We start from the raw sequence: 21,468 nt of genomic DNA, 5'->3' as shown, positions 1-21,468 counted from the left end.
ACGACAACTTAGAGCGGTTTCGCATTTCCGTGAAAAGCTCAATCGCTCTGGATGAACACCTCAACCGGGCGGCGGCTCGACCATATATGGCCGCCGCCCCAGGCGGCAGAGATAAACTTCTCGCTCGGGATTGGCCTCGATGACAAAACCCGAGCTGCGCAGCATCGCTTCGACCGCCGCCTTGTTGGGAATGAACCAATTGGTGGGATCGGCAGCATAACGCTCTTCGACAAAGAACAGCTTCGGAAAATCCGGCCGGTCAAAAACCTTCCATTCCGAAAAGTCGTAATCCTCTTCCAGCGTGGCAATCCGCTCTTCACCACGCTGCAGGCATTGGAACAGCATGAGGTCTGCAGCCACATGTTCGTGGAGCAGATCCAGTGCCAGCAACGGATGGCGCAGGTGGTAAAGCACGCCCATGAAGATCACAAGATCGAACCTCTCGCCAAGTTTCGACACCTCGTAAACCGACATCTGCCTGAACTCGATATCGAGGCCGAAATGATCGGCGGCGAAGCGGGCCTGCTCGAGATAACGTGGATCGCTGTCGATGCCTAACACCCGCCCGGCGTTGCGGCGCTTCATTTCGAGCGCATAAAAGCCTGCATTGCAGCCGATATCGAGAACGCTGCGTCCTTCCAGATCCTTGGGCACGACATGTTTGAAGCCTTCCCATTTGAACGCCGGATAGTCGCCGAGAAAATGGTCCGGCGCGGTTTCGATCTCTCCGAACCGCATATTCTGAAACCAGGGGCCCAGTTCATTGATACGCTGTTGCAGGTTCACCATCGTGTGCATCCGCGTCAGTTGTCCAAGGGGGCGGCCTGCGAGGCAGCCGCGGCGCGATGACGGCGAGGCGCAGCGACGCGTTTACGGGGACGATCGTCCAAATTGGCGGCAAACCAGTCGATCGTATATCTGAGCCCCTCGGCAAGGGGCACCGTCGGCTGCCAATCGAGAAGTTCTGTCGCGCGGGAAATATCGGGCCGGCGGCGTTGAGGATCATCCTTCGGCAAAGGTCGGTAGGCCACAGCCGTTCGCACCGGCACCATCGATCGAATCATCTGCGCAAGCTCGTTGATGGTGAACTCCCCGGGATTGCCGAGGTTGACGGGCACGCCAGGGTTCGGCCGCACATCCATCAGCGCCTTGAGGCCGCCGACAAGATCGCTGACGTAGCAGAAGGATCGGGTCTGCATGCCGCTTCCGTAGATGGTGAGCGGTTTCCCCGAGAGGGCCTGCACGATCAGGTTGGAGACGATCCGGCCGTCATTTGCCTGCATTCGCGGCCCATAGGTGTTGAAGATGCGGGCGACCCGCACATCGACGCGGCCCGCGCGCAGCATATCGAAGCAAAGAGCTTCGGCGGCGCGCTTTCCCTCGTCATAGCAAGCGCGCGGTCCTGTGCAGCTGACATTTCCGCGATAGTCTTCCGTTTGCGGATGCTCGGCGGGATCGCCATAGACCTCGCTCGTCGAGGCCTGGAGAAAGGCGGCCCGGTGCCGCTCGGCAAGCGCCAGCAGATTGCCCGTGCCGGCGACGCACGTCATCATCGTGTGAACGGGATCCGCCTGGTATTGCGGCGGGGACGCGGCGCAGGCCAGATTATAGATCTGGTCGAGCGGTTCGCCGATTTCAATGAATTTGCAGATATCCTGTTCGATGAGCCGGAAGCCCGGATGGTTCATCAACGGCCTGACATTGTCCCGCGAGCCGGTAATATAGCTGTCGACGCAAATGACGCTGTCGCCACGGCCGAGCAGAGCATCGCATAGATGCGAGCCGACAAAGCCGGCGCCTCCTGCCACCAGAACAGTCTTGCCTTTTCCGCGACGATTGGCTTGAAGCATCGATACTCTCCTTCACGCTGAGATACGGTCGAAAGCTCGCTTGGCGGGCCGATCGGAAAGAGCCCGGACGAGCTCGCCGGCACGTGCGACACCGGTATGACTGCTCATCACCAGCTTTCTCGCTGCTGCGGCGGCGGCCAGGCGGTCGCTGTCGGGAAGCTCCGTCAGCAGCGCCACGACATCCTCCGGCGCGCGCGCAACGAACAAGGCCTTACCGTCCGGCAGCAGCTCGTCGAGACCCTGCCATAAATCGCTGATGATCGGCGCACCGCAGGCGGCAGCCTCGAACAACCGCACGCTGGGAGACCAGCCCGCGGCAATCATATCGCTGCGGGTCACGTTCAGCGTGAACCGCTGCCGGCTGTAAAAGCTTGCGTGATCGGCAGGCGGCAGATGCTCGATGCGCTCGACATTGGCCGGCCATTCGATCCCGGCGGGATATTGCGGCCCGGCGACAACGAAGCGCATCGACGGCAGGCGGCGCGCCGGCTCCAGCAGAAGCCGCTCCAGTGTCGGTTGGCGGTCGGGGCTATAGGTTCCGAGGTAGCCGAGATCCCAACAAGTGGGCTCGCCGGTATCGGCATAGCGGCCCTCGTCGACCGAACAATAGAGCGCGATGGCCCTGCGCGCGCCATATCTCTGTTCGAGCCGCGTCAACACCCTTCCTCCGGAGAAGGAGAAGTAGGTGTCAAATAAAGGAATCTGGCGCAGCGCCAGATATTCCTCGTCACCGCGATCGAGCTTGGCGAGGGTGACCGGCGTGTCAATGTCATAGAAGCAGAGGCGTTTCGGCTCCAGCGCCTCGAGCCTGTCGATGAGCGGCACACCATCGGGGACGTAGGATCCGACGATGACGGCATCGGCCTTGCCGAGCCTTTCACCGTGACGCTCGATCATTGCGCCGATATCGGAATAATAGGCAAGCTCGCAGAAGCCCGGCGATGGCAGGTCCCGGTGGCTGGCATACCAGGGCACGTCCCGCTCCAGGAACAGGACCCGATGGCCGTCCTGCCGAAGCCCCTTGATCAGGGCGCGATAGGTCGTGGCGTGACCGTTCCCCCAGGAAGAGGAAAGGGAGAGTCCGAGGAAAACGATATCGAGCGATCTCGTCATTCAGCCGCCTCCCGCGCGCCAAGACGGGCGCGAAAAATCTCGTCTGCCGTTTCGGCGCGATTGACATAGGTGTGTTCGGCCAGAACGCGCCGGCGCGCCCTTTCCCCAATTTCCCGTGCGGCTTGGTGCGACAGGCCGCTGAGCAAGGCAGCCACGTCCTGTCCGTCGCGCGCGACCAGGACCTCCTCCCCGGGCTTCAGAAAGACATCGATGCCTTCCCAGTAGTCGGTGATGAGGCAAGCCCCGGCGCCGGCCGCCTCGAAGACCCGTGTCGCAGGGGAAAAACCATTCTCCGCCATACTGGCGCGCGATATGTTGAGGACCGCCATCGGCGTCACGTTGAAAGCGTTGTGATCGCGCGTCGGCACATGACCGATATAGCGGACGTTTGACGAGATCGGCTTGCCCTGCCAGCCGGAACCGCCAAGCAGGAACGTTCGGTTCGGCAGACGCGACGCCGTTTCCAGGAAGAAATGCTCGACCCTCGCCTCGCGGTCCGGCAGGCGGTTGCCAAGGAACCCGAGGTCGGCGGCGAAGCGGTCATCCTGCGGCACCGGATGATGCGTTTGCGGGTCCAGCGCATTGTAGATCGGCACGCATTCGGCCGCTCCGACGGAACGATATGCGTTCACGACGGGGTCGCCGCCGCCATAGGTCAGCACGAGATCAAGCCCGGCGAGCGCGCGGCGCAACGGATGATCGGGGTTGGTCCTGAGTTCGGCAAGCGTCGCCGGCGCGTCCACGTCCCAGAAGATCTTCAGCGCGTGCGGCCGTGCGTTGCGAAGCACCTCTTCCAGCAACCGATCGTCCTCGAAGCCGACACCACTCGCCTTGACGACGATATCAGCTTCGGACGCCTCGCTGGTGACGGCCTTGAGGGCGTCGATCGTCCCTTCGTAGACGACGACCCTGCACCAGTCCGGCGGATCCATGTCGCGGTTCTTCTGCCGATCATAGACATCGGGCTCGTAGAAGGTGATGTCGTAACCTTTCTCCGCCAGCGCTCGCAGAAGGCCGCGATAATAAGTGGCGGCGCCGTTCCAATAGGCGGAGACGAGACTCGATCCGTAAAAGGCGATCTTCATTCGGCAGCCTCCCTGGATTGCAGGTTTGCGGTGACCCTATGCGTGCCGCAGCGCGCCAGGATGGCAAAAAGCTCGTCGACGCGGTGGCGGCAGGTGTGACGAGCCTTGATCGTTTCGAGGCCGGCAGCGGCAAGGTTCGCAGCCAGATCGGTATCGGCGAGGACGTCACGCAGACTTTTCTTCATCTCCTCGCCATCACCGACGACCAAATAGTCCCTGCCAGGTTCGAAGAGATGTTCAGCGTCATTCCAGGGCGCCGAGATCAGGGGTATTCCGCAGGCGAGCGCCTCGAAGACGCGGATGGTCGGAATCCCCGGCAGATGTTCGATATAGGGCCGCCGCGGAATGTGAATCGTTGCTTTGTGACGGGCAAAGGCCATGGGCACATCGGCATTGGCGATCCAGCCGTCATAGGCGATGCCGGCCTCGCGAAGCTCGTCCAATGCATGGCCGGGATAGCGGACGCCGCGCACGACCGTGTTCAAGCCGAGATCTTTTGCGGGGCGGACCAGGAATTCGCCGATTTCGGCGGACCGTTCATCGTCGCCCCAGTTGCCGATCCAGATGAGGTCTCCGGCTCTCTCGATCTCCGGCAACGGTCGAAACAGCGTGTCGTCGGCCGCCTCGTGCCAAGTGAAGACGGATTTCCCCCAGCCGGCTCTGAGATAACGTTCGCGCAGCGTCTGTCCGAAGGCCAGCACCCCATCATAGTCTTCAAGCGCCAGCCCTGCGATATCGCCCTCGGCGGAGACGGCCCGATGATGCGTATCGTGGAAAAGCAGGGTGAAGGTTGCGCCATTGCGCCGGATGCGGCCGAGCCTCTCGACCAATTGCGGTTCCGTCCACTCGTGGACGATGACGACGTCGGCATCGGCAAGCGCTGCTTCATGGTCGAATTCGACACCATACGTTCGCGAACGGTGCTGCGGAAATGCCTGGTGAAATGCCTCGACCGCAGCCGGCCCCTGGTCCCTCACCAGATTGGCCCGGCTCCAGGCATCCTGCGGCTCCAGCGCCAGCGTCTCATGGTCGCGCCGCTGGAGATCGCGCATGATGCCGCGAAGAAAATGGGCATTGCCGTGATTCCAGTCGGAGACCAGTGAATGAGTGTAAAAAAGGAACTTCATGGTCACTCCGCTGCTGTTGAAAAACCGCGGGCGCACATGCCGGAATAGATCGAGCGCATCGCCTCTGCCTGAGCCTTGACACTGAAGCCGGCAGAGCGAGCACGCGCTTTTCGTCCGAGCGCGGCGCGCTGCTGCGGATCGCCGGCAAAAGAATTGAAAGCATCGGCGAAGACATCGGGGCGATGCGGATCGGCAAAGAGAGCGGCTCCGTCCCAGATCTCGCGATAGGTGGGAATATCAGAAAGCACCAAGGCCGCGCCCGCCCGCGCCGCTTCGAGAGCGGCTAGACCGAAAGGCTCGTAGAGCGACGGCGAGGCGACGATGGCCGCCTGCCGCGTCAAGGCGCTCATCCGCTCATGCGAAAGCTCGCCGCGGTGATCGGCATGGCGAAATCGCATGTTCTGCCCATTGGGACCGGTGGTCGCGCCGGCCGCCGCCACCGTCCAGCGCGTCATCGCTGCAGCCTCATCCAGCACGGCCCCGTTCTTGCCGTCGTCCCACCAGCGCCCGGCGGCAAGAACAAAGTCCTGCTTGGGTTCGTCGGAAACCGCAAGGGCGCTGGCGTTGTGAACGACCTGGAGATTTCCGATCGTTCCATAGGCCGCTTCCATCGCTCTCGCATGGCTGTGGCTTGGCGCGATGACCGTGTCCGCGCATGCAAAGCCCTCCTGGTTCAGCCGGTACTGCCACTGCCAGTCCGGCGGCACTTCGCGTCCGCGGACAGCGGCAAACCATGTGACGACACAGGAATGGCAAACCACCGCAATCGGCAGGTTTGTTTGCATGCCCGCCGCTTGCGACGGCAGATTGAGATGCAGAAGATCGGCCTGTTCGCGGCGCGCGAGATCGGCGATCAGCCGCGGAACTTCGGCAACGGCCTCTTCAGTCTGGGCCGTCCAGTCGAGCGGCGCATCCAGCCAGACGAGCTTGCCGACCCGGCCGGCCTCGGCGACCTTGTCGTCTGCAGGGAAAGGCCCCAGCCCGGCAAAGACAACCTCGATGTTGTTCGATTTCAGGGCTGCGCCCAAGTCCATGGCGTAACGCCAGACGCCGCCGATGGCGTCGACCGTCATCAGCACGCGGCGGTGCCTGTTGCTCCGGTCGTGTCCGCTCATGCCGACACCTTCCGCTTTTCCCTGCGGATCTGCCGGCCGCCGAAACGATGGGCGATCAGCCATTCGGCGAGGTGCCGCAAACCATGACGCCATCCGATTCCGGCTTGCCAGCCGGTTTCCTGTTCAAGTCTCGTCGTGTCGGCCACGAAATAGAACTGGTCGCCGGCGCGCCATGGGCCAAAGCTGGTTTCGACAGGCCGACCCGCAAACACTTCGATCTCGCGCAGCACCGAGAGCACGCTGACGGCGTTGCGCGGTCCGCCACCGAGGTTGAATGCTTTGCCGCTAACCCGCTCGATATTGGAAAGCAGCGCCCGATAGGCAGCGACGGCATCATCGACATGCAGAATGTCCCGCACCTGCTTGCCGTCTCCGTAGATTGAAATGGGTTCCCCGCCGAGCGCCCGGATCAGGAAATGCGCCACCCAGCCTTGGTCCTCGGTGCCGAACTGGCGCGGCCCATAGATACAGCTCATCCGCAGGACGGCGGCAGGGATGCCGTAGGATTTCGCGTAGTCGAGGATATACTGATCGGCCACACCCTTCGAACATCCGTAAGGCGTGCAGAAATCAAGCGGCCGATCCTCGCCGATTCCTTGCGTCCTGACGGTCTCGTCTTCGGGAAGATAACGATCGCCGAGTTCGACCAGGCCGAGATCGTCGAGAGCACCATAGACCTTGTTGGTGCTGGCAAAGATGACCGGAGCCCGTTTGCCTGCCCTGCGCACCGATTCCAGCACATTGAGGGTACCGCGCGCGTTCGTTTCGAAATCCTCGAGCGGGTCGACGAGGCTGGTGGTCACCGCCGTCTGTGCAGCGTAGTGGAACACGGCCTTGGCATCCCTGAAGGCTGCCTCGATGCCCAGCAGATCGCGAACGTCGGCGAGCACCGGATGCACCCGTCCGCCATGCCGCTCCTTCAGCCATGAAAGATTCTGATCGACTCCCGATCGTGCCAGACTGTCGAGAATGATGACGTCCTCGCCGTCGCTGAGCAGGCTGTCGGCGAGATTGCAACCGACAAACCCGCTGCCGCCCGTGACGACGATCGGCGCGGCGCCGGAGGCGATGTTGGGAGCGGCAAGGGCCGCGACCTCCTCCAGCCTCTTGACGCCTCCTTCCGTGAGAAGGCGGGCAAGCAGCTTCGGCTTGTTGTCGTGGCTGACAGCCCCCAGATGATAATGCCTGGGATCAAACCACAGGCCTTCCTGAACCGGAACATCCGGCGGCACGTCGCACCAGGAATACCAGTACATGCGATCGGCCGGCACGTTCAGGGCCTTGATGAAGCGCCGCGCCTGTTCGATCTCGTCATTGCGCCAGGTGGAGTAGCCGGTTTCGGTGATCCATATTTCCGCATCGGCATTATAACGATCGATAATCCCACGCATCTCTCCGAGATGCATGTCCCAGCCGCCCCAGCTTGCCTCCTCGCTGTCCCAGGTTCCGGGAAAGCCATGGAAGCCGACCGCATCGACCACGCCGAGCACGCCGCGCGTACCCATCAGATTGAGCCAATAGGGATCGAAGGGGCACGGGCCGCCAAGCACCGGTTTGTAGCCCCTCTGCTTCGCCCAGTAGGCGGCGCCTCCGACCATTTCGCAGAAAAGCAGGAAGTCGCTGTCGTGGCGCCAGTCCCAGTCAAGCAGGTTGTTCGGTTCGTTCCAGAGCTCGATATGGCTGATATAGCGGCCATAGCGCGTCAGGACATGATCAACGAAGTCGGCATAGGATTTGAGATCGATCGGCGGGCCCGAAGACCTGCCCGTCCGGGACAGGGAAGGCGGGGTATAGTGTATGCACGGCAGAAGGTCGATTTCACTGCCGATACGCGGGATCAGCCAATCGAACCATTGCTGGCCGCCGGGCGCCAGATATTCCGCCCAGGAAAGATGCGTGCGGAGATAACTGGCGCCACTTTCCAGAATATCCGGCAGCGCGACCTCAGCCCGCTCATATTCTCCGGGCCGGAACCATTCGACGAAACCGAACTGCCTCGTCTCCTGGTGATCGGATGCTCGAGAACCGGCCTTGTTCATGAAACCAGCCCCCGCTCTTCCAGTTGCCGCTTCATTTCGGCGCCACGGTCGACCGCCCCGGTCTGCCGCACCCATTCGGCGAAGGGAGCGAGGGCATTTTCGAGACGATATTTCGGTTCGAAGCCGAGCAGTTCGCGCGCCTTGGAAATGTCGGCGAAGCAATTGCGGATGTCTCCCGAACGCGCCTTGTTCATGATGTCCGGGCCAATCTCGGGCACGCCCATGGCATCGGCGAGAAGCGTTGCGACATCGGCGATCGAATAGGCCTGGCCGCTGCCGATATTGAGCACGTGACCGGCGGCTGCGGGTTTTTCCAGAGCCAGGCGGAAAGCTGTCGCCACGTCGCGGACATGGACAAAATCGCGCCGCTGCCTGCCATCCTCGAAGATCATCGGCGGCTGAGCGTTGGCCAGACGCGAACCGAAATTGGCGAGCACGCCGGTGTAAGGATTGGAAAGCGCCTGGCCCGCGCCGAAAACATTGAAGAGACGCAGGGCGACGGCATCAAGCCCGTAGGCTTCACCGAAAATCAGAACCTGCCTCTCCTGGGCGTATTTCGTCAAAGCGTAGATGGACGCAAGATCGACCGGTTTCTCCTCGTCGGTGGCGACCGGTGTCAGCGGCCGGTTGTCCTGGTCAAGCGGATCCCACCGGCCCTGCTTGACATGCTGCATGCGCCGCCTGACATAGCCGAGCCGCTTTCCATCGACCGTCCGATAGAGCCCTTCTCCATAGACACTCATCGATGAGGCGACGACGATCGTCTTGACGGGAAGGCCGATTATGGCTTCCAGGAGCACCGCGGTGCCGAGATCGTTGCAGCCGACGTAGCGGGCAATTTCGTACATCGACTGTCCGACGCCGACTTCGGCGGCGAGATGGATGACGCCGTTCACACCGGCAAGCGCCGCGCGCACGGCGTCCTTGTCTCTGACATCGCCTTGGATGATCTCGGCTCCATCAGGCAGGCTGACTTCGGCGTCGCCATGCACCTGGTCGATCAGCGCATCGAGAATGCGCACGTCGTAGCCATTTTTCAGAAGTTCTTCGGCAACGTGGCGACCAATGAAGCCGCATCCTCCAGTTATCAAAATCGTCATTATGAGATCCGTCCGGTTGAATAATTGGCTTCGGAGATAGGCGCCGAACCGAACGCGAATGGAAAAGTTCCTTCTTCAATGACATCTTTATTGACTTCATCATCTATGCTTCTTTGACCTCTACCGGAACTCTTCGGGAGGCCTTTTGTTCTAGGGATGCCACATTGGAGGACATCTTATGGACATTGCGGCGACACAGAAGACCGGGCTCATGCGGGCGGCCATCGTCACCGGCCCCGGACGTATCTCGGTGGATACCCGCCCCTTGCCGGAACCCGGTCCGGGCCAGGTCAGGGTGAAACTGGAAGGATGCGGCGTCTGCGCCTCGAACCTCACGCCCTGGGCCGGGCCGGACTGGATGACGTTCCCCACCGAAGCTGGCGGGTTAGGTCACGAGGGCTGGGGCATTGTCGACGCCATAGGCCCCGATGTGACGGGAATCCGGATGGGAGAGCGGGTTGCTGCTCTTTCCTACCATGCCTACGCCACGCACGACATTGCCGATGCCTCGATGGTCGCATCACTGCCGAAGGAGCTGGATGGCAAGCCCTTTCCGGGCGAACCGCTCGGCTGCGCCATGAACATCTTCGGCCGCAGCAACATCGAGAGCGGCCAATCCGTCGCCATCATCGGCATCGGATTCTTGGGCGCCCTCCTCACCCGGCTTGCCGCGGCTGCGGGCGCAAGGGTGATCGCCATCTCGCGCCGGCCCTATTCCCTTGAGGTGGCGAGAGAGATGGGAGCGGCCGAGACTATTCCCATGGACGATCATTGGCGCATCATCGAACAGGTTAAAGCACTCACGGACGGAAAATTCTGCGATTGCGTCATTGAAGCCGTCGGCAAACAATGGCCGCTCGACCTGGCGGGCGAGCTTACGAAGGAACGGGGGCGACTGATCATCGCCGGTTATCACCAGGATGGGCCCCGCCAAATCAACATGCAGCTTTGGAACTGGCGCGGCCTCGATGTCATCAACGCTCATGAGCGCGAGCCGGCCGTCTATATCAAAGGCATTCGCGACGCCATAGAAGCCGTGCGCCAAGGTCGGATCGATCCGCAGCCGCTCTACACCCATAGCTATCCGCTGGAAAGGCTGGACGACGCCCTCAACACGACGCGCGACCGGCCGGACGGTTTCCTCAAGGCTCTGGTGCAATATTCATGAGGACGTGGATCTCCGGAGAACATGCGGCGACCGCCAGACGGCTGAAGCTCGGCTTTCTCGGCGTAGGCTGGATCGGCCGGCATCGGATGAAAGCGATCCTCGGGAGCGGCGTTGCCGAGGCCGTCGCCGTCGCCGACCCCTCCGCAAATATGGCACGAGAGGCCCTGGCGCTTGCCCCGGATGCCAGGATCGTCGCCGATCTGGACGCGCTGTTGGAACAGGAGCTCGACGGCATCGTGATCGCCACGCCAAGCGCCTGTCATGCCGAACAGTCCATCCGCGCCCTCGGTGCGGGCTTTGCCGTCTTCTGCCAAAAGCCGCTTGGCCGAACGGCGTCCGAGGTCAGGGCCGTCGTCGATGCTTCCAGAACCGCCGACAGGCTGCTTGGCGTCGACCTTTCCTATCGACACACGCAGGGCATGCAGCAGATCCGTCAGCTCATCCGCGCGAACGCTCTTGGAAAGATCTTTGCGGCCGATCTGACCTTCCACAACGCCTATGGCCCCGACAAGCCCTGGTTCTACGACAAGAACCAGTCCGGCGGCGGCTGCGTCATCGATCTCGGGGTTCACCTCGTCGACCTGGCCTTATGGTGCCTCGATTTTCCCTCCGTCACCAACGTCACGAGCGCATTGAGAGCGGGTGGGAAAAGGCTCGAAAGCAAGGGTCAGGTCGAGGATTTTGCGACCGCAACGCTGACGCTTGCAGGCGACGAAATCATCCGTCTGACATGCTCCTGGCGCCTCAACGCCGGCTGTGACGCCGAGATCCGCGCTGATTTCTTCGGAACCGAGGGAGGCGCCTCGCTCAGAAATGTCGATGGCTCATTCTATGATTTTACGGCCGTCAGGATGTCCGGCACTTCGAGCGAAACTCTGGCCCTCCCTCCCGATGAATGGGGCGGACGGGCTGCCGTGGATTGGGCAAGAAAGCTCGCCGGAGGCCAGCGCCACGATCCCGTGTGCGAGAATTTCATCGCGGTCGCGGAGGCAATCGACGGCATCTATGGCGCCGGCATGTGATCGATCTAGGAGCCTTTGACAAGGCCATAGAGAACGATCGTCGCATAAAGGGTGAATGCGACAACGGCGACCGTGCCGACCAGGATCAGGGCTATTCTGCCGGCATTGAGCCTGGCGCGCCTGCCGACGGAAGAGGACGACGGCCGCTGAACCGGATCTTTATCCCCCTCGCTCATCGTGTCTGCTCCGTCGTGGCCGCAGGTGATGTCTCGCCGGGTTTGCCGGGATGCCTCATCCATGTGAATGCGAGTGCGACAAGGCAGGCGATCATAAAAATGGTGACCACGCATATCAGCATGCGCCGTGGCGGTTGGGAGTTATCGTGGCTCATTCCTGAAGGAAAAGAGCCGCCTTTCCTCACCTCGCTCATGGCGCGCCCCGTTGCGGAAGCTCCGTCTCCTCATCGAGCTTCTCCTTGAGTTTGTCGAGCCGATCGCGCAGCAGCGACGCTTTCATGCGCCTTGCTTCCGCATCCGGCACCTCAACCATCCGGCCGCTGTCATCGGGAATGCCGGGGCCGCTTTCAGCAATAGTCTCGTTTCTGGGCCTGTCATTGGTGCCGGTGGATATTTTCGCTCGCTTGTCCATGACATCCTCCGTTCAGATCTCGGGAACATTTCTGCGATGCTTGTCATGGTCCAAACGACGCGCCGGTAGCGAAGTTCCGGATAATTCGGCAGCTTTTGTCGCCCCCCTGCGATTATCGCGTGTACATCGCCCCGACGGGCTCGGCGGAACATAGAAGCCATCCAGGTGTTGCTTTGCGTATCAATTGCTGGGATCGACGATGACCGCTCGAAGTGCCGAAAGAGACAAAAACGACAATTCGCTCATGAAAGTGAAGGCGGTTCCGGAACTCATCGATCCCGACGCCGAGCCGTTCGTGACCCAGGCCGTCCGAGAACTCGTCGGATCGCAGATCCCGTTTCTGGTCGCCGGCACCTATGCTGTCTGCGCCTATACGGGCATTTCGCGCCAGACGAAGGACTTCGACATTTTTTGCAAAGCGGGCGACTACGCGCGCATCCTCGGCCACTTCAAGGCAAAGGGTTACACGGTCGAAGTCGAGGACGAGCGCTGGCTCGGAAAGGTCTTCAAGGGCAACCATTTCTTCGACGTCATCTTTGCCTCCTCCAACGGAACGATGCCGGTCGGCGACGACTGGTTCGAGGATGCGCGCAGGGTCAAGATGTGCGGCCACACGGTCAGGATCGTCAGCCCGACCGAACTCGTCTGGTCGAAGTGCTTTGTCCAACTGCGCCACCGCTATGATGGCGCCGATATCGCGCACGTCCTCTTGAAGGCACATGATTCCATCGATTGGCGCAAGCTGCTGGCTTATCTGGAAGTTCACTGGGAAGTCCTCCTCATCCATCTCCTCAATTTCCGGTGGATCTACCCGACCGAGCGAGACAAGATTCCGCAATGGCTGCTGGAAGAACTGCTGGACCGGCTCAAGGCGCAGCAGGAGCTGCCGTTGCCGCAAATGAAAATATGCCGTGGCCGGATGTATTCCCGCGTGGATTTCGAAATCGACGTGAAGGAATGGGGTTTTGCCGATGTCGGCGGCGAAGGCGAATTGCGAGGAGATTAGGAGAACCATAATGGATGAACAGCGAAGGAGCGTGAGAATTGCGGCGGTGGCCGATCTTCATGTGACCGAAGACGGCGCCAAGTCCTACAAGGATCTGTTTGCGGAGATTTCCTCCGTGGCCGACGTTCTCGTCATCGCCGGCGACCTCACCGATCTCGGCAAGCCCAAGGAGGCCGAACTGCTTGCGAGCGATCTGCGCCATTGCACGGTGCCGACAGTCGCCGTCCTCGGCAACCATGATCACGAGAGCGGCCAGGTCGATGACGTCTGCCGGGTCCTGACCGATGCCGGCGTGAAACTGCTCAACGGTCAGGCGGCCGAAGTCGCCGGCGTCGGCTTCGTTGGCGTCAAGGGCTTTGCGGGCGGCTTCGGGCGACACATGCTCGGCTCGTTCGGCGAGGCGGCGATCAAGGCGATGGTGGCCGAAAGCGTCGAGGAGTCGATGCGCCTCGAAAACGCGATGCGCCAGGTCCGCTCCGATCGCTCCCTCGTCGTGCTGCACTACGCGCCCATTGCCGAAACGGTGGCCGGCGAGCCCCTGGAAATCTATCCGTTTCTCGGCTCTTCACGGTTGGCGGAAACAATCGACCGATTCCGCGTCAGTGCGGTCGTGCATGGCCACGCCCACCGGGGGTCCTATGAGGGCCGGACGCCGGGCGGCGCCCCCGTCTACAATGTCGCGGCCCATATCGAGAAGCCTACGGGAAAGCCCTACGCGTTGCTTGAGCTCTGACTGAGCCGAGCGTCACGGCTACTTGTTGGTGCGTCCACGCTGGCGCGGATCCACACCGCCCTGGGGCGTCGTATCGTTGGCTGTGTCGCCTTCGACGGTGTTTTCGGCCTGCGTTGCTTCGTCGTCCGGCGGCGAGACGATGCCACGCGAGCGGCTAATGCCCGGATCGTCGGTAAGGTCAATATCGCTTGGCTTCATGGTCTTGGCATGTTTGGGGGAGGTCATCATCTTCTCCTTGCAACGTTGCGACCCTTTTGAGTGAACTCACGGCATAGTCCGGGGTTCCCCTGAATCAGCCTATGAACCCGTGACCATGAAAAGCCCTGCATTGCCGGGAACATTTTTCCGAAGCTGATGTTGAAGCGCCATGAGAGCGTTGCGCGTCCTTTCGGACGCTCAAAGGCGCTCTAACACCTTGAATCCGCGCATCGGGCTTTTCCGAAATCGATTCCGATTTTCGGGCCGATGCGCCGGCGACCGGCGAGGAGAACCACCGTGAGAGCTCTGACGTGGCACGGCAAGCACGACATCCGCTGTGACAGCGTCCCCGATCCTCAGATCCAGGACGGGCGCGATGCCATCATCAAGGTCACGGCCTGCGCGATCTGCGGATCGGATCTGCATCTCTACGACGGCGTCATGCCGGAGATGCACAGCGGCGACGTCATGGGTCATGAGACGATGGGCGAAGTGGTGGAAGTCGGCAAGGACAATACCAAACTCAAGGTCGGCGACCGCGTCGTCGTGCCCTTTACCATTTCCTGCGGCGAATGTTTCTTCTGCAAGCGCGGCTTCTATTCCGGCTGCGAGCGCTCAAATCCCGATCGAGCCAAGGTCGCGAAACTCTGGGGCAATTCGCCGGCGGGCCTGTTCGGCTACTCGCATCTGCTCGGCGGCTATGCCGGCGGACAGGCGGAATATCTGCGCGTGCCCTATGCCGATGTCGGGCCGATCAAGGTGCCGGCGGGGCTTTCCGACGAGCAGGTGCTCTTCCTGTCCGATATTTTCCCGACCGGTTATATGGCGGCCGATTTCTGCAACATCCAGCCTGGCGACACGATCGCGATCTGGGGCTGCGGCCCGGTCGGCCAGATGGCAATACGCTCTTCCTTCCTGCTCGGCGCCGAACGGGTGATCGCCATCGATGCAGTGCCCGAACGGATGGCGCTTGCGCAAGCGGCCGGCGCCATTACCCTCGATTTTATGGACAAGGACGTCTACGACCAGATCATGGAACTGACCGATGGCCGCGGTGCGGATGCCTGCATCGACGCGGTGGGAACCGAAGCCGAGGCGGCCGCCAGCTGGGATTCGCGCCTCGACCGCATCAAGGTCGCCATGTTCATGGGAACGGACAGGCCGCATGTGCTGCGTCAGGCCATCCACTGCTGCCGCAACTTCGGAACGGTCTCGATCGTCGGCGTCTATGGCGGTTTTCTCGACAAGATCCCGATGGGTTCGGCAATCAACCGCGGCCTGACGTTCAAGATGGCCCAGACGCCTGTCCAGCATTATCTGCCCATCCTGATGGAGCGTATTGAAAAGGGCGACATCGACCCGTCCTTCGTCATCACCCATCGCGGCACGCTGGAAGACGGTCCGGCCCTCTACAAGACGTTCCGCGACAAACAGGACGGATGCATCAAGGTCGTCCTGAAACCCTAAACTTCCTGCGCTTCCTTCGAACGGAAGGCTCTAAAGGAGAAGGATCATGGCTGATAAGGAAGCAGGCAAGGGCCTCGCCGTCGTCACCGGCGCCTCCACGGGCATCGGCTACGAACTGGCGAAATGCGCAGCCCGCGATGGATATGATCTCATCATTGCCGCCGATGAGAACCGCATCAACCAGGCGGCGGCCCGGCTGAAGGAATTCGGCACGGCAGTGGATGCCGTGGAAGCCGACCTTTCAACGCCCGAGGGCGTGGACCGGCTTGTGGAACGGATCACGGCCAGCGGCCGGTCGGTGGACCTGCTGATGGCCAACGCGGGATGCGGCCTCGGCAAGGCCTTTCTCGACCAGAACTTCACCGCGGCGCGCAGGGTCGTCGATACCAATGTCACCGGAACGATCCACCTCATTCATGCGATCGGCAATCAGATGCGCAGCCGCGGCGAAGGGCGCATCCTGCTGACGGGCTCGATCGCAGGCTTCATGCCGGGGTCCTACCAGGCCGTCTATAACGCCACCAAAGCCTTCATCAACAGCTTCTCCTTTGCACTGCGTGAGGAACTGAAGGATTCCGGCGTCACTGTCAGTTGTCTTATGCCCGGCGCGACGGAAACTGAATTCTTCAAGCGAGCCGGACTTACGGATACGGCGATCGGTCAGGCGAAGAAGGACGATGCCGGCGAAGTCGCGCGCATCGGCTATGACGCAATGATGGATGGCGAAGGTGATGTCGTCAGCGGCTGGAAGAACAAGCTTCAGGCGGCCGTCGCCAACGTCACGCCGGCAAGCGTGCTCGCCGACCAGCATTCGAAGATGGCAAAGCCCGGTTCGGGCATAAAATAGATGGCAGTTTCCCTAAACGACCGGTCGCCGCCGTCATCACGGCAGCGACCAGAAGGCAAGAAGGTTGAGCGCTCAGTCGCGCTCGACAAACTTGTTAAAGCGGCTCGTCTTTCCGTCCTTGGTCTTGTCCTGGTAGAGGAAGGCGAGCTTGTTTTCGTCGAAGATCTTGAAGAATTCGTCCCAGTCGATCTCGTCGAATTCCTCTTCCTTTTCTCCAAAATCGATCCGGAGAACGCCGCCTTTGCCGCGGGTCCGGATAGCTGCCGGCCTGCCGTCTCTTTCCTCCGCCCATTTACGGATTTTCTTGTGATCCGTCGTCGTCTCAGAACTGCTCATTGAAGCCTCCATTCCTCTTGGTTTTGAGCGATGGTGCTGCCATGGCTCACGCGGTTACAGCAGCGGCTGCCTTTGCTTCCAGTCGCGATACGGCGCGAGCACCTGGCCAGGATAACGCTGCTCGATCTCGTCCTCGGTCAAAGCGATCCGGGAGAGAACCTCCGCCGCCGCGTCGTTCTCGGCAGCGTTGCTCGCTGTTTCCAGTTCACTCATGGTCAGAAACAACTCGTCGTCGGTCATCGCCTCGAGGCGTCTGGCAAGCTCTTCGACCGGTTCAGATATAAGTGGATTCGGGGACATTGGCGCCTCTTTGCTGGTGCCTGTCCAACTTCGCTCCGGACACTAAGTTCCGCCGCTGCACGGTGAGAAAACGCTCATGTCGCCGCCTGCTCCTCCCGATATAGTCGCCAGGGAACCGTCGCCACCGTCAGGCGGGGACCTCCAAGCTTGACCAGTTTTGCCCTTAGCCGCCCTGCCCTGTTCATGTGCAGCAGCTTCTGCCACCATTTGTCTTTCACCGTTTCAGGGATCAGAACCGCGACCCGCCTCTCCGGACTATCGGCATCAAGCCTTTCGATCAGCCGCAGAAGCGGCTCATGCAGTTGCCGATAAGGCGCTGGGATGAGCATGAGCCGCGGCGGCTTCAGCCCGTGGGCGGCGATCGGCTCTTCCACCTCGACGCGCCATTCCTCGCGAAGCGCTTTTTCACCTTCCTCCAGATCAGGCCCACCGAGACGGATGAAATGGACGGCGACAACGTCGGGCGAGATCGTCAGTGCGAACTTGATGGCGCGTTCGCTCAACCTGTTCCATGTTTCGGTTACGACGAGAACGGTCGGCGGCTCAATATCTTCGACGGTGATAGGACCAGGCGTCCTGAGTTCGCGTTGAAGCGCGCGGTAGTAGCTCTTGATCGATTTCAGAATGGCAATGGTCACCGGGACCGTGATGAGGGTGATCCACGCGCCCTCCGCAAACTTGGCGATCAGGATGATGATGAGCGCCGCACCTGTCGAAACCGCGCCGACCGCGTTCATCGCCAGCTTTGCGGTGTACCTCTTGGGCTGACGGCGCCAATGCATCGTCATGCCCGCCTGAGAGATCGTGAATGTCAAGAAGGCGCCGATCGCAAAGAGCGGTATGAGATGGTCGGTTATTCCTCCGAAGACGATCAAAAGCAGTGCGGCGAAGCCGGAAAGAAACACGATGCCGACGGTGAACACCAGGCGGCGGCCCGGCTGGGCGAAAGCCCTCGGCAGATAGCCGTCGGCGGCAACCATCTGGCAAAGACGCGGAAAGCCGACGAAGCTGGTATTGGCCGACAGGCAAAGAACGCTGAGAAGGCTGGCCATTGCGATATAATAGAAGGCGCCGTGGCCGGCGACGGCGGCAAGCAATTGCGACAGCACACTCTGATAACCTTCCTTCGTCTGATCCATTGCGCCGATCTCGAAGACGGTTGCGATGGTAGCGACACCACCAAGAAGCAGGCCGAGAATGACGACAATGATCGTCAGCGTGAAATAAGCGTTGCGCATGACAGGCTCTCTGAAAGACCCCATCCCGTTGGAAACGGCTTCCACTCCCGTCATGGCCGTGCAGCCGCTGGCAAAGGCGTGCATGAGGAGCCAGACGGTCGCACCCTGTGTGACTGGGCCCAGGGCAGGCGGCGGAATGAGGGTGGTGGGCTTCTCCGCCAAAGCGATGCCCACCAACCCATAGCCGATGGCGCCAAGGAAACAGAGGATGAAGAGGTAGGTCGGCAATGCGAATAGCCAGCCGGCCTCTCCCGTTCCTCGCAAATTGGCCAGCATGACGAGGAGGACGATGCCAAGGCAGAGGGGCAGAATGTAGGGGTGAAGGCTCGGCACCGCCGAGACGAGTGCCCCAACCCCTGCCGAAACGCCAACAGCGACATTCAGGACGTAATCGATCATCAACGCTGCGGCGGCAAGCAGGCTCGGATATTCTCCGAGGTTCTCCTTCGCCACCACATAGGCGCCGCCATTCGTCGGGTAAGCGGCGAGCGTCTGCCGGTAGGAGAAATAGAGAACCCCCAGCAGAGCAACGATGCAGAAGATCACCGGGCCGATATGGGCCAGGCCGAGCGCGCCGAGTGGAATGAGGACGGTGAGCGCTGCCTCCGGCCCATAGGATGATGAGCCGAGGCCATCCAGCCCCATGGCGGGCACGGCTTCTATCCAACCGATCTTCTTGTCTTCGTGCTCGCGATTGGCGAGACGCCGACCCAACAGGAGGGTACTGAGGTTCAATCTCTATTCCTTATCCGGGGGCTGGGGCGATAACCAACAACCAGCGGCCGCTCGGGTTCCCGGAGCCAAGGGCATAGAAGGACCCAGGCATCTGGCCGTCCCTCTGCCGCCGATCCCATCCGCTCATATTGCAAAACTCGCGAACTGTGCGGAACAATTGGCCATCTGCGACGCGCGCCTGATATCGATGCCGTGCTGACGGGCGCTGCGATCCGGTTGAACCCGCAAGCCATGGCCGCAAACGAGTGTAAGCCCTAGCAAGGCCATGGCCGCACTGCCGGGGAACAACCACCTGCTTTCAGCTGTTCTCCCCGAGACTGGAGGTGACCCATGGATATGACCCGCATCCGAGACCACATGGTGGAACATCATGTCATGCGGCGCGGCATTCGCGATCGAGGCGTTACCAGGGCGATGCGGATGGTGCCGCGCGAAAAATTCGTCGATCCTGGTTTCGAGGAATTCGCCTATGAGGATGCGCCGTTATCGATCGGCGAGGGCCAGACAATTTCGCAGCCCTACATTGTCGCACTGATGATCGAAAAAGCCGATCTGGACGCCGGCGACAAGGTTCTGGAGGTCGGAACCGGTTCGGGCTACGCCTCGGCCCTCATCAGCCGGATCGCAAGGCACGTCTATTCCATCGAACGGCATGAAAGGCTGGCGGTTCAGGCTCGGGAGCGATTCGAGAAGCTTGGATACCGCAACATAGACGTCCGAGTCGGCGACGGCAGCAAGGGCTGGGCCAAAGCCGCTCCCTTCGATGCCATTATCGTTTCCGCGGGCGCACCCGAGGTGCCGGCCGCCTTGAAGGAGCAGCTGGATCTCGGAGGGCGGCTCGTCATCCCGGTCGGCCGAGGTGAAGAGCAGCGCCTGAAACGCATCACGCGCACCGGTGCAACCACCTTCGAGGAGGAGGATCTCGGCGGCGTCTTCTTCGTTCCCCTCATCGGCGAGGATGCCTGGACTGCCGCACATCCGATGTACACGGCGGCAGCCCCGTCATCGCGCATGGAGGAAACGCCTTACAAACTCATCGCGACCATGGCGGAAGAATTTCCCTCGGTCGACGACCGGAGCTTTGCCGCCCTTTTCGATCGATTTGGCGAAAGCCGCATCGTTCTGCTGGGTGAATCCACCCATGGCACGGCCGAATTCTACGAGGCACGCGCGGCCATCAGCCGTCACCTGATCGAACATCACGGGTTTAAAATGGTGGCGGTCGAAGCGGATTGGCCGGACGCCGCGGCGGTCGACCGCTGGATAAACGGCCAGCCGTCGAAAGGCGATCGACCGTTCAGCCGTTTTCCCAGGTGGATGTGGCGGAACCTGGAATTTTCGCGATTCCTCGGCTGGCTGAAGGGGCATAATGAGCGTCGCAAGGCTTTACACGCCGATCCGATCCGGTTCTACGGCCTGGATCTCTACAACATGTCGGGATCGATCCGCTCGGTCCTCGACTATCTCGAAGATGTCAGCCCGGAGACCGCCGAGATTGCCAGGGAACGCTATGGCTGCCTCAGCCCCTGGCAGAGCGATCCGGCGACTTATGGCCGAGCCGTGCTCACCGATGCCTATAGGTCATGCGAGGAGGCGGTGCTCAAGCAATGCACGGAGCTCCTGGCGCGATCCCTGGACGACGCTGCCTCAGACGGTCATGACTTTCTGAACGCCGCCCAGTCGGCGCGGTTGCTTGCCGCAGCCGAGCGGTATTACCGGATCATGTATTACGGCGGTTCTCAGGCCTGGAATCTCCGCGACACCTACATGGCCGATACCGTCGAGCACCTCCTCGACTTCCACGGTCCGACGGCAAAGATCATCATATGGGCGCACAACTCGCATATCGGCGATGCCCGCTATACCGATATGGCAGCCGCCCGCGACGAACTGAATCTTGGCCAGCTGTGTCGGCAGCGTTTCGATGGAATGACAAGCCTCATAGGACTGGGTACGCATTCCGGCGAGGTGATTGCGGCAAGCGACTGGGATGGACAGGCCGAGAAGAAGCAAGTCAATCCGTCCCTGCCGCAAAGCTGCGAGCGTCTCTGTCACGATTCCGGAAAGCCGCGATTTCTCCTCGACCTCGCGGCCGATGAAGAATTGCATGCAAGCCTCGTCGACCAGCGGCTTCAGCGCTTCATCGGCGTCATCTACCGGCCGGAAACGGAACGGCTGAGCCATTACATGTCGGCATCACTGTCGCGGCAATATGATGCATATCTTTGGTTCGATGAAACCCGGGCGCTTTCGCCGCTCATGGCACCGGAGTCCGGTACATCGGATCCGGAAACTTTTCCCTTTGGGCTCTAAGCCCCGGCTGTGTCGAACGAAGAGCGATCATCAACAACGCGATAAGGCGGGAACTCTGCGCCTGTGCGCAAGTTTGGCGATCACCAAC

Annotated in this window: 21 protein-coding genes; 7 read left to right on the top strand and 14 right to left on the bottom strand. The window is 61.2% G+C overall.

Features of this window, described 5'->3' with window-relative positions:
- Positions 1-60 precede the first annotated feature (60 nt).
- From HJB91_RS24680 to HJB91_RS24645, 8 genes are read right to left on the bottom strand one after another with little or no spacing between them, the layout of a single operon-like run.
- Positions 61-789 carry a TIGR04290 family methyltransferase gene (locus HJB91_RS24680; protein ID WP_210633761.1) on the bottom strand — a complete coding sequence of 243 codons (729 nt, stop codon included), beginning with the start codon at positions 787-789 and terminating at the stop codon, positions 61-63.
- 14 nt (positions 790-803) lie between these two features.
- Positions 804-1,850, bottom strand: coding sequence for a UDP-glucuronic acid decarboxylase family protein (locus HJB91_RS24675; RefSeq protein WP_221147565.1), 1,047 nt, complete (start codon positions 1,848-1,850; stop codon positions 804-806).
- Between the two features lie 12 nt (positions 1,851-1,862).
- Positions 1,863-2,963, bottom strand: coding sequence for a glycosyltransferase (locus tag HJB91_RS24670; protein WP_221156034.1), 1,101 nt, complete (start codon positions 2,961-2,963; stop codon positions 1,863-1,865).
- Positions 2,960-4,048 carry a glycosyltransferase gene (locus HJB91_RS24665; RefSeq protein WP_210633755.1) on the bottom strand — a complete coding sequence of 363 codons (1,089 nt, stop codon included), beginning with the start codon at positions 4,046-4,048 and terminating at the stop codon, positions 2,960-2,962. The genes HJB91_RS24670 and HJB91_RS24665 overlap by 4 nt, the downstream gene beginning before the upstream one ends.
- Positions 4,045-5,175, bottom strand: a complete 1,131-nt coding sequence (locus tag HJB91_RS24660; RefSeq protein ID WP_221156033.1) for a glycosyltransferase — start codon at positions 5,173-5,175, stop codon at positions 4,045-4,047. The genes HJB91_RS24665 and HJB91_RS24660 overlap by 4 nt, the downstream gene beginning before the upstream one ends.
- 2 nt (positions 5,176-5,177) lie before the next feature.
- A complete protein-coding gene (locus HJB91_RS24655; RefSeq protein ID WP_259669941.1) occupies positions 5,178-6,290 on the bottom strand; it encodes a glycosyltransferase family 4 protein in 1,113 nt (370 codons plus the stop codon).
- A complete protein-coding gene (locus HJB91_RS24650) occupies positions 6,287-8,329 on the bottom strand; it encodes an NAD-dependent epimerase/dehydratase family protein (RefSeq protein ID WP_210633752.1) in 2,043 nt (680 codons plus the stop codon). The genes HJB91_RS24655 and HJB91_RS24650 overlap by 4 nt, the downstream gene beginning before the upstream one ends.
- Positions 8,326-9,429, bottom strand: a complete 1,104-nt coding sequence (locus HJB91_RS24645) for an NAD(P)-dependent oxidoreductase (protein WP_221156032.1) — start codon at positions 9,427-9,429, stop codon at positions 8,326-8,328. Before HJB91_RS24645 ends, HJB91_RS24650 begins: the two co-directional genes overlap by 4 nt.
- A gap of 178 nt (positions 9,430-9,607) precedes the next feature.
- On the opposite strand from HJB91_RS24645, the gene HJB91_RS24640 reads away from it, so the two are divergent.
- Together HJB91_RS24640 and HJB91_RS24635 are read left to right on the top strand one after the other, a co-directional pair.
- Positions 9,608-10,597 (top strand): zinc-binding dehydrogenase, encoded by a 990-nt coding sequence (locus HJB91_RS24640; RefSeq protein ID WP_210633748.1) that lies wholly within the window; start codon positions 9,608-9,610, stop codon positions 10,595-10,597.
- Positions 10,594-11,619 (top strand): Gfo/Idh/MocA family protein, encoded by a 1,026-nt coding sequence (locus HJB91_RS24635; RefSeq protein WP_221156031.1) that lies wholly within the window; start codon positions 10,594-10,596, stop codon positions 11,617-11,619. Before HJB91_RS24640 ends, HJB91_RS24635 begins: the two co-directional genes overlap by 4 nt.
- 5 nt (positions 11,620-11,624) lie before the next feature.
- On the opposite strand, the gene HJB91_RS24630 is transcribed toward HJB91_RS24635, so the two are convergent.
- Together HJB91_RS24630 and HJB91_RS24625 are read right to left on the bottom strand one after the other, a co-directional pair.
- Complete coding sequence (locus tag HJB91_RS24630) at positions 11,625-11,795, bottom strand: hypothetical protein (RefSeq protein ID WP_210633745.1); 171 nt, start codon at positions 11,793-11,795, stop codon at positions 11,625-11,627.
- A gap of 190 nt (positions 11,796-11,985) precedes the next feature.
- On the bottom strand, positions 11,986-12,207 hold the full coding sequence (locus tag HJB91_RS24625; protein WP_221156030.1) for a hypothetical protein: 222 nt from the start codon (positions 12,205-12,207) through the stop codon (positions 11,986-11,988).
- A 199-nt stretch (positions 12,208-12,406) separates the two neighbouring features.
- Between HJB91_RS24625 and HJB91_RS24620 the strand changes: the two genes are divergently transcribed.
- Both HJB91_RS24620 and HJB91_RS24615 read left to right on the top strand, forming a co-directional pair.
- A complete protein-coding gene (locus HJB91_RS24620) occupies positions 12,407-13,213 on the top strand; it encodes a nucleotidyltransferase family protein (protein WP_221147559.1) in 807 nt (268 codons plus the stop codon).
- 10 nt (positions 13,214-13,223) lie between these two features.
- Complete coding sequence (locus HJB91_RS24615) at positions 13,224-13,946, top strand: metallophosphoesterase (protein ID WP_210633740.1); 723 nt, start codon at positions 13,224-13,226, stop codon at positions 13,944-13,946.
- An 18-nt stretch (positions 13,947-13,964) separates the two neighbouring features.
- Here the strand turns inward: HJB91_RS24615 and HJB91_RS24610 are convergent, their stop codons facing one another.
- The gene (locus tag HJB91_RS24610; protein WP_221156029.1) at positions 13,965-14,171 is read right to left on the bottom strand and encodes a hypothetical protein; all 207 of its coding nucleotides are present in this window, start codon (positions 14,169-14,171) and stop codon (positions 13,965-13,967) included.
- 270 nt (positions 14,172-14,441) lie between these two features.
- Between HJB91_RS24610 and HJB91_RS24605 the strand changes: the two genes are divergently transcribed.
- Positions 14,442-15,611 carry a zinc-dependent alcohol dehydrogenase gene (locus HJB91_RS24605; protein WP_210633736.1) on the top strand — a complete coding sequence of 390 codons (1,170 nt, stop codon included), beginning with the start codon at positions 14,442-14,444 and terminating at the stop codon, positions 15,609-15,611.
- 46 nt (positions 15,612-15,657) lie between these two features.
- Positions 15,658-16,458, top strand: a complete 801-nt coding sequence (locus HJB91_RS24600; protein ID WP_210633734.1) for an SDR family oxidoreductase — start codon at positions 15,658-15,660, stop codon at positions 16,456-16,458.
- Between the two features lie 72 nt (positions 16,459-16,530).
- Here the strand turns inward: HJB91_RS24600 and HJB91_RS24595 are convergent, their stop codons facing one another.
- From HJB91_RS24595 to HJB91_RS24585, 3 genes are all read right to left on the bottom strand, one after another.
- The gene (locus HJB91_RS24595; protein WP_064712032.1) at positions 16,531-16,794 is read right to left on the bottom strand and encodes a hypothetical protein; all 264 of its coding nucleotides are present in this window, start codon (positions 16,792-16,794) and stop codon (positions 16,531-16,533) included.
- Between the two features lie 54 nt (positions 16,795-16,848).
- On the bottom strand, positions 16,849-17,094 hold the full coding sequence (locus HJB91_RS24590; protein ID WP_210633733.1) for a hypothetical protein: 246 nt from the start codon (positions 17,092-17,094) through the stop codon (positions 16,849-16,851).
- A gap of 74 nt (positions 17,095-17,168) precedes the next feature.
- On the bottom strand, positions 17,169-19,067 hold the full coding sequence (locus HJB91_RS24585) for an APC family permease (RefSeq protein WP_221147557.1): 1,899 nt from the start codon (positions 19,065-19,067) through the stop codon (positions 17,169-17,171).
- A 330-nt stretch (positions 19,068-19,397) separates the two neighbouring features.
- Here HJB91_RS24585 and HJB91_RS24580 point away from each other — a divergent pair, with 330 nt between their 5' ends.
- Entirely contained in the window at positions 19,398-21,380 is a 1,983-nt protein-coding gene (locus HJB91_RS24580; protein ID WP_221147556.1) for a protein-L-isoaspartate(D-aspartate) O-methyltransferase, read from the top strand.
- Positions 21,381-21,468 lie beyond the last annotated feature (88 nt).

The sequence above is a fragment of the Rhizobium sp. NLR10b genome (assembly GCF_019685435.1).
In the GTDB taxonomy this organism is placed as follows: Bacteria; Pseudomonadota; Alphaproteobacteria; order Rhizobiales; family Rhizobiaceae; genus Rhizobium.
Note: the sequence above shows the minus strand (reverse complement) of the source record. Positions and strands in the feature narration are given on the sequence as shown.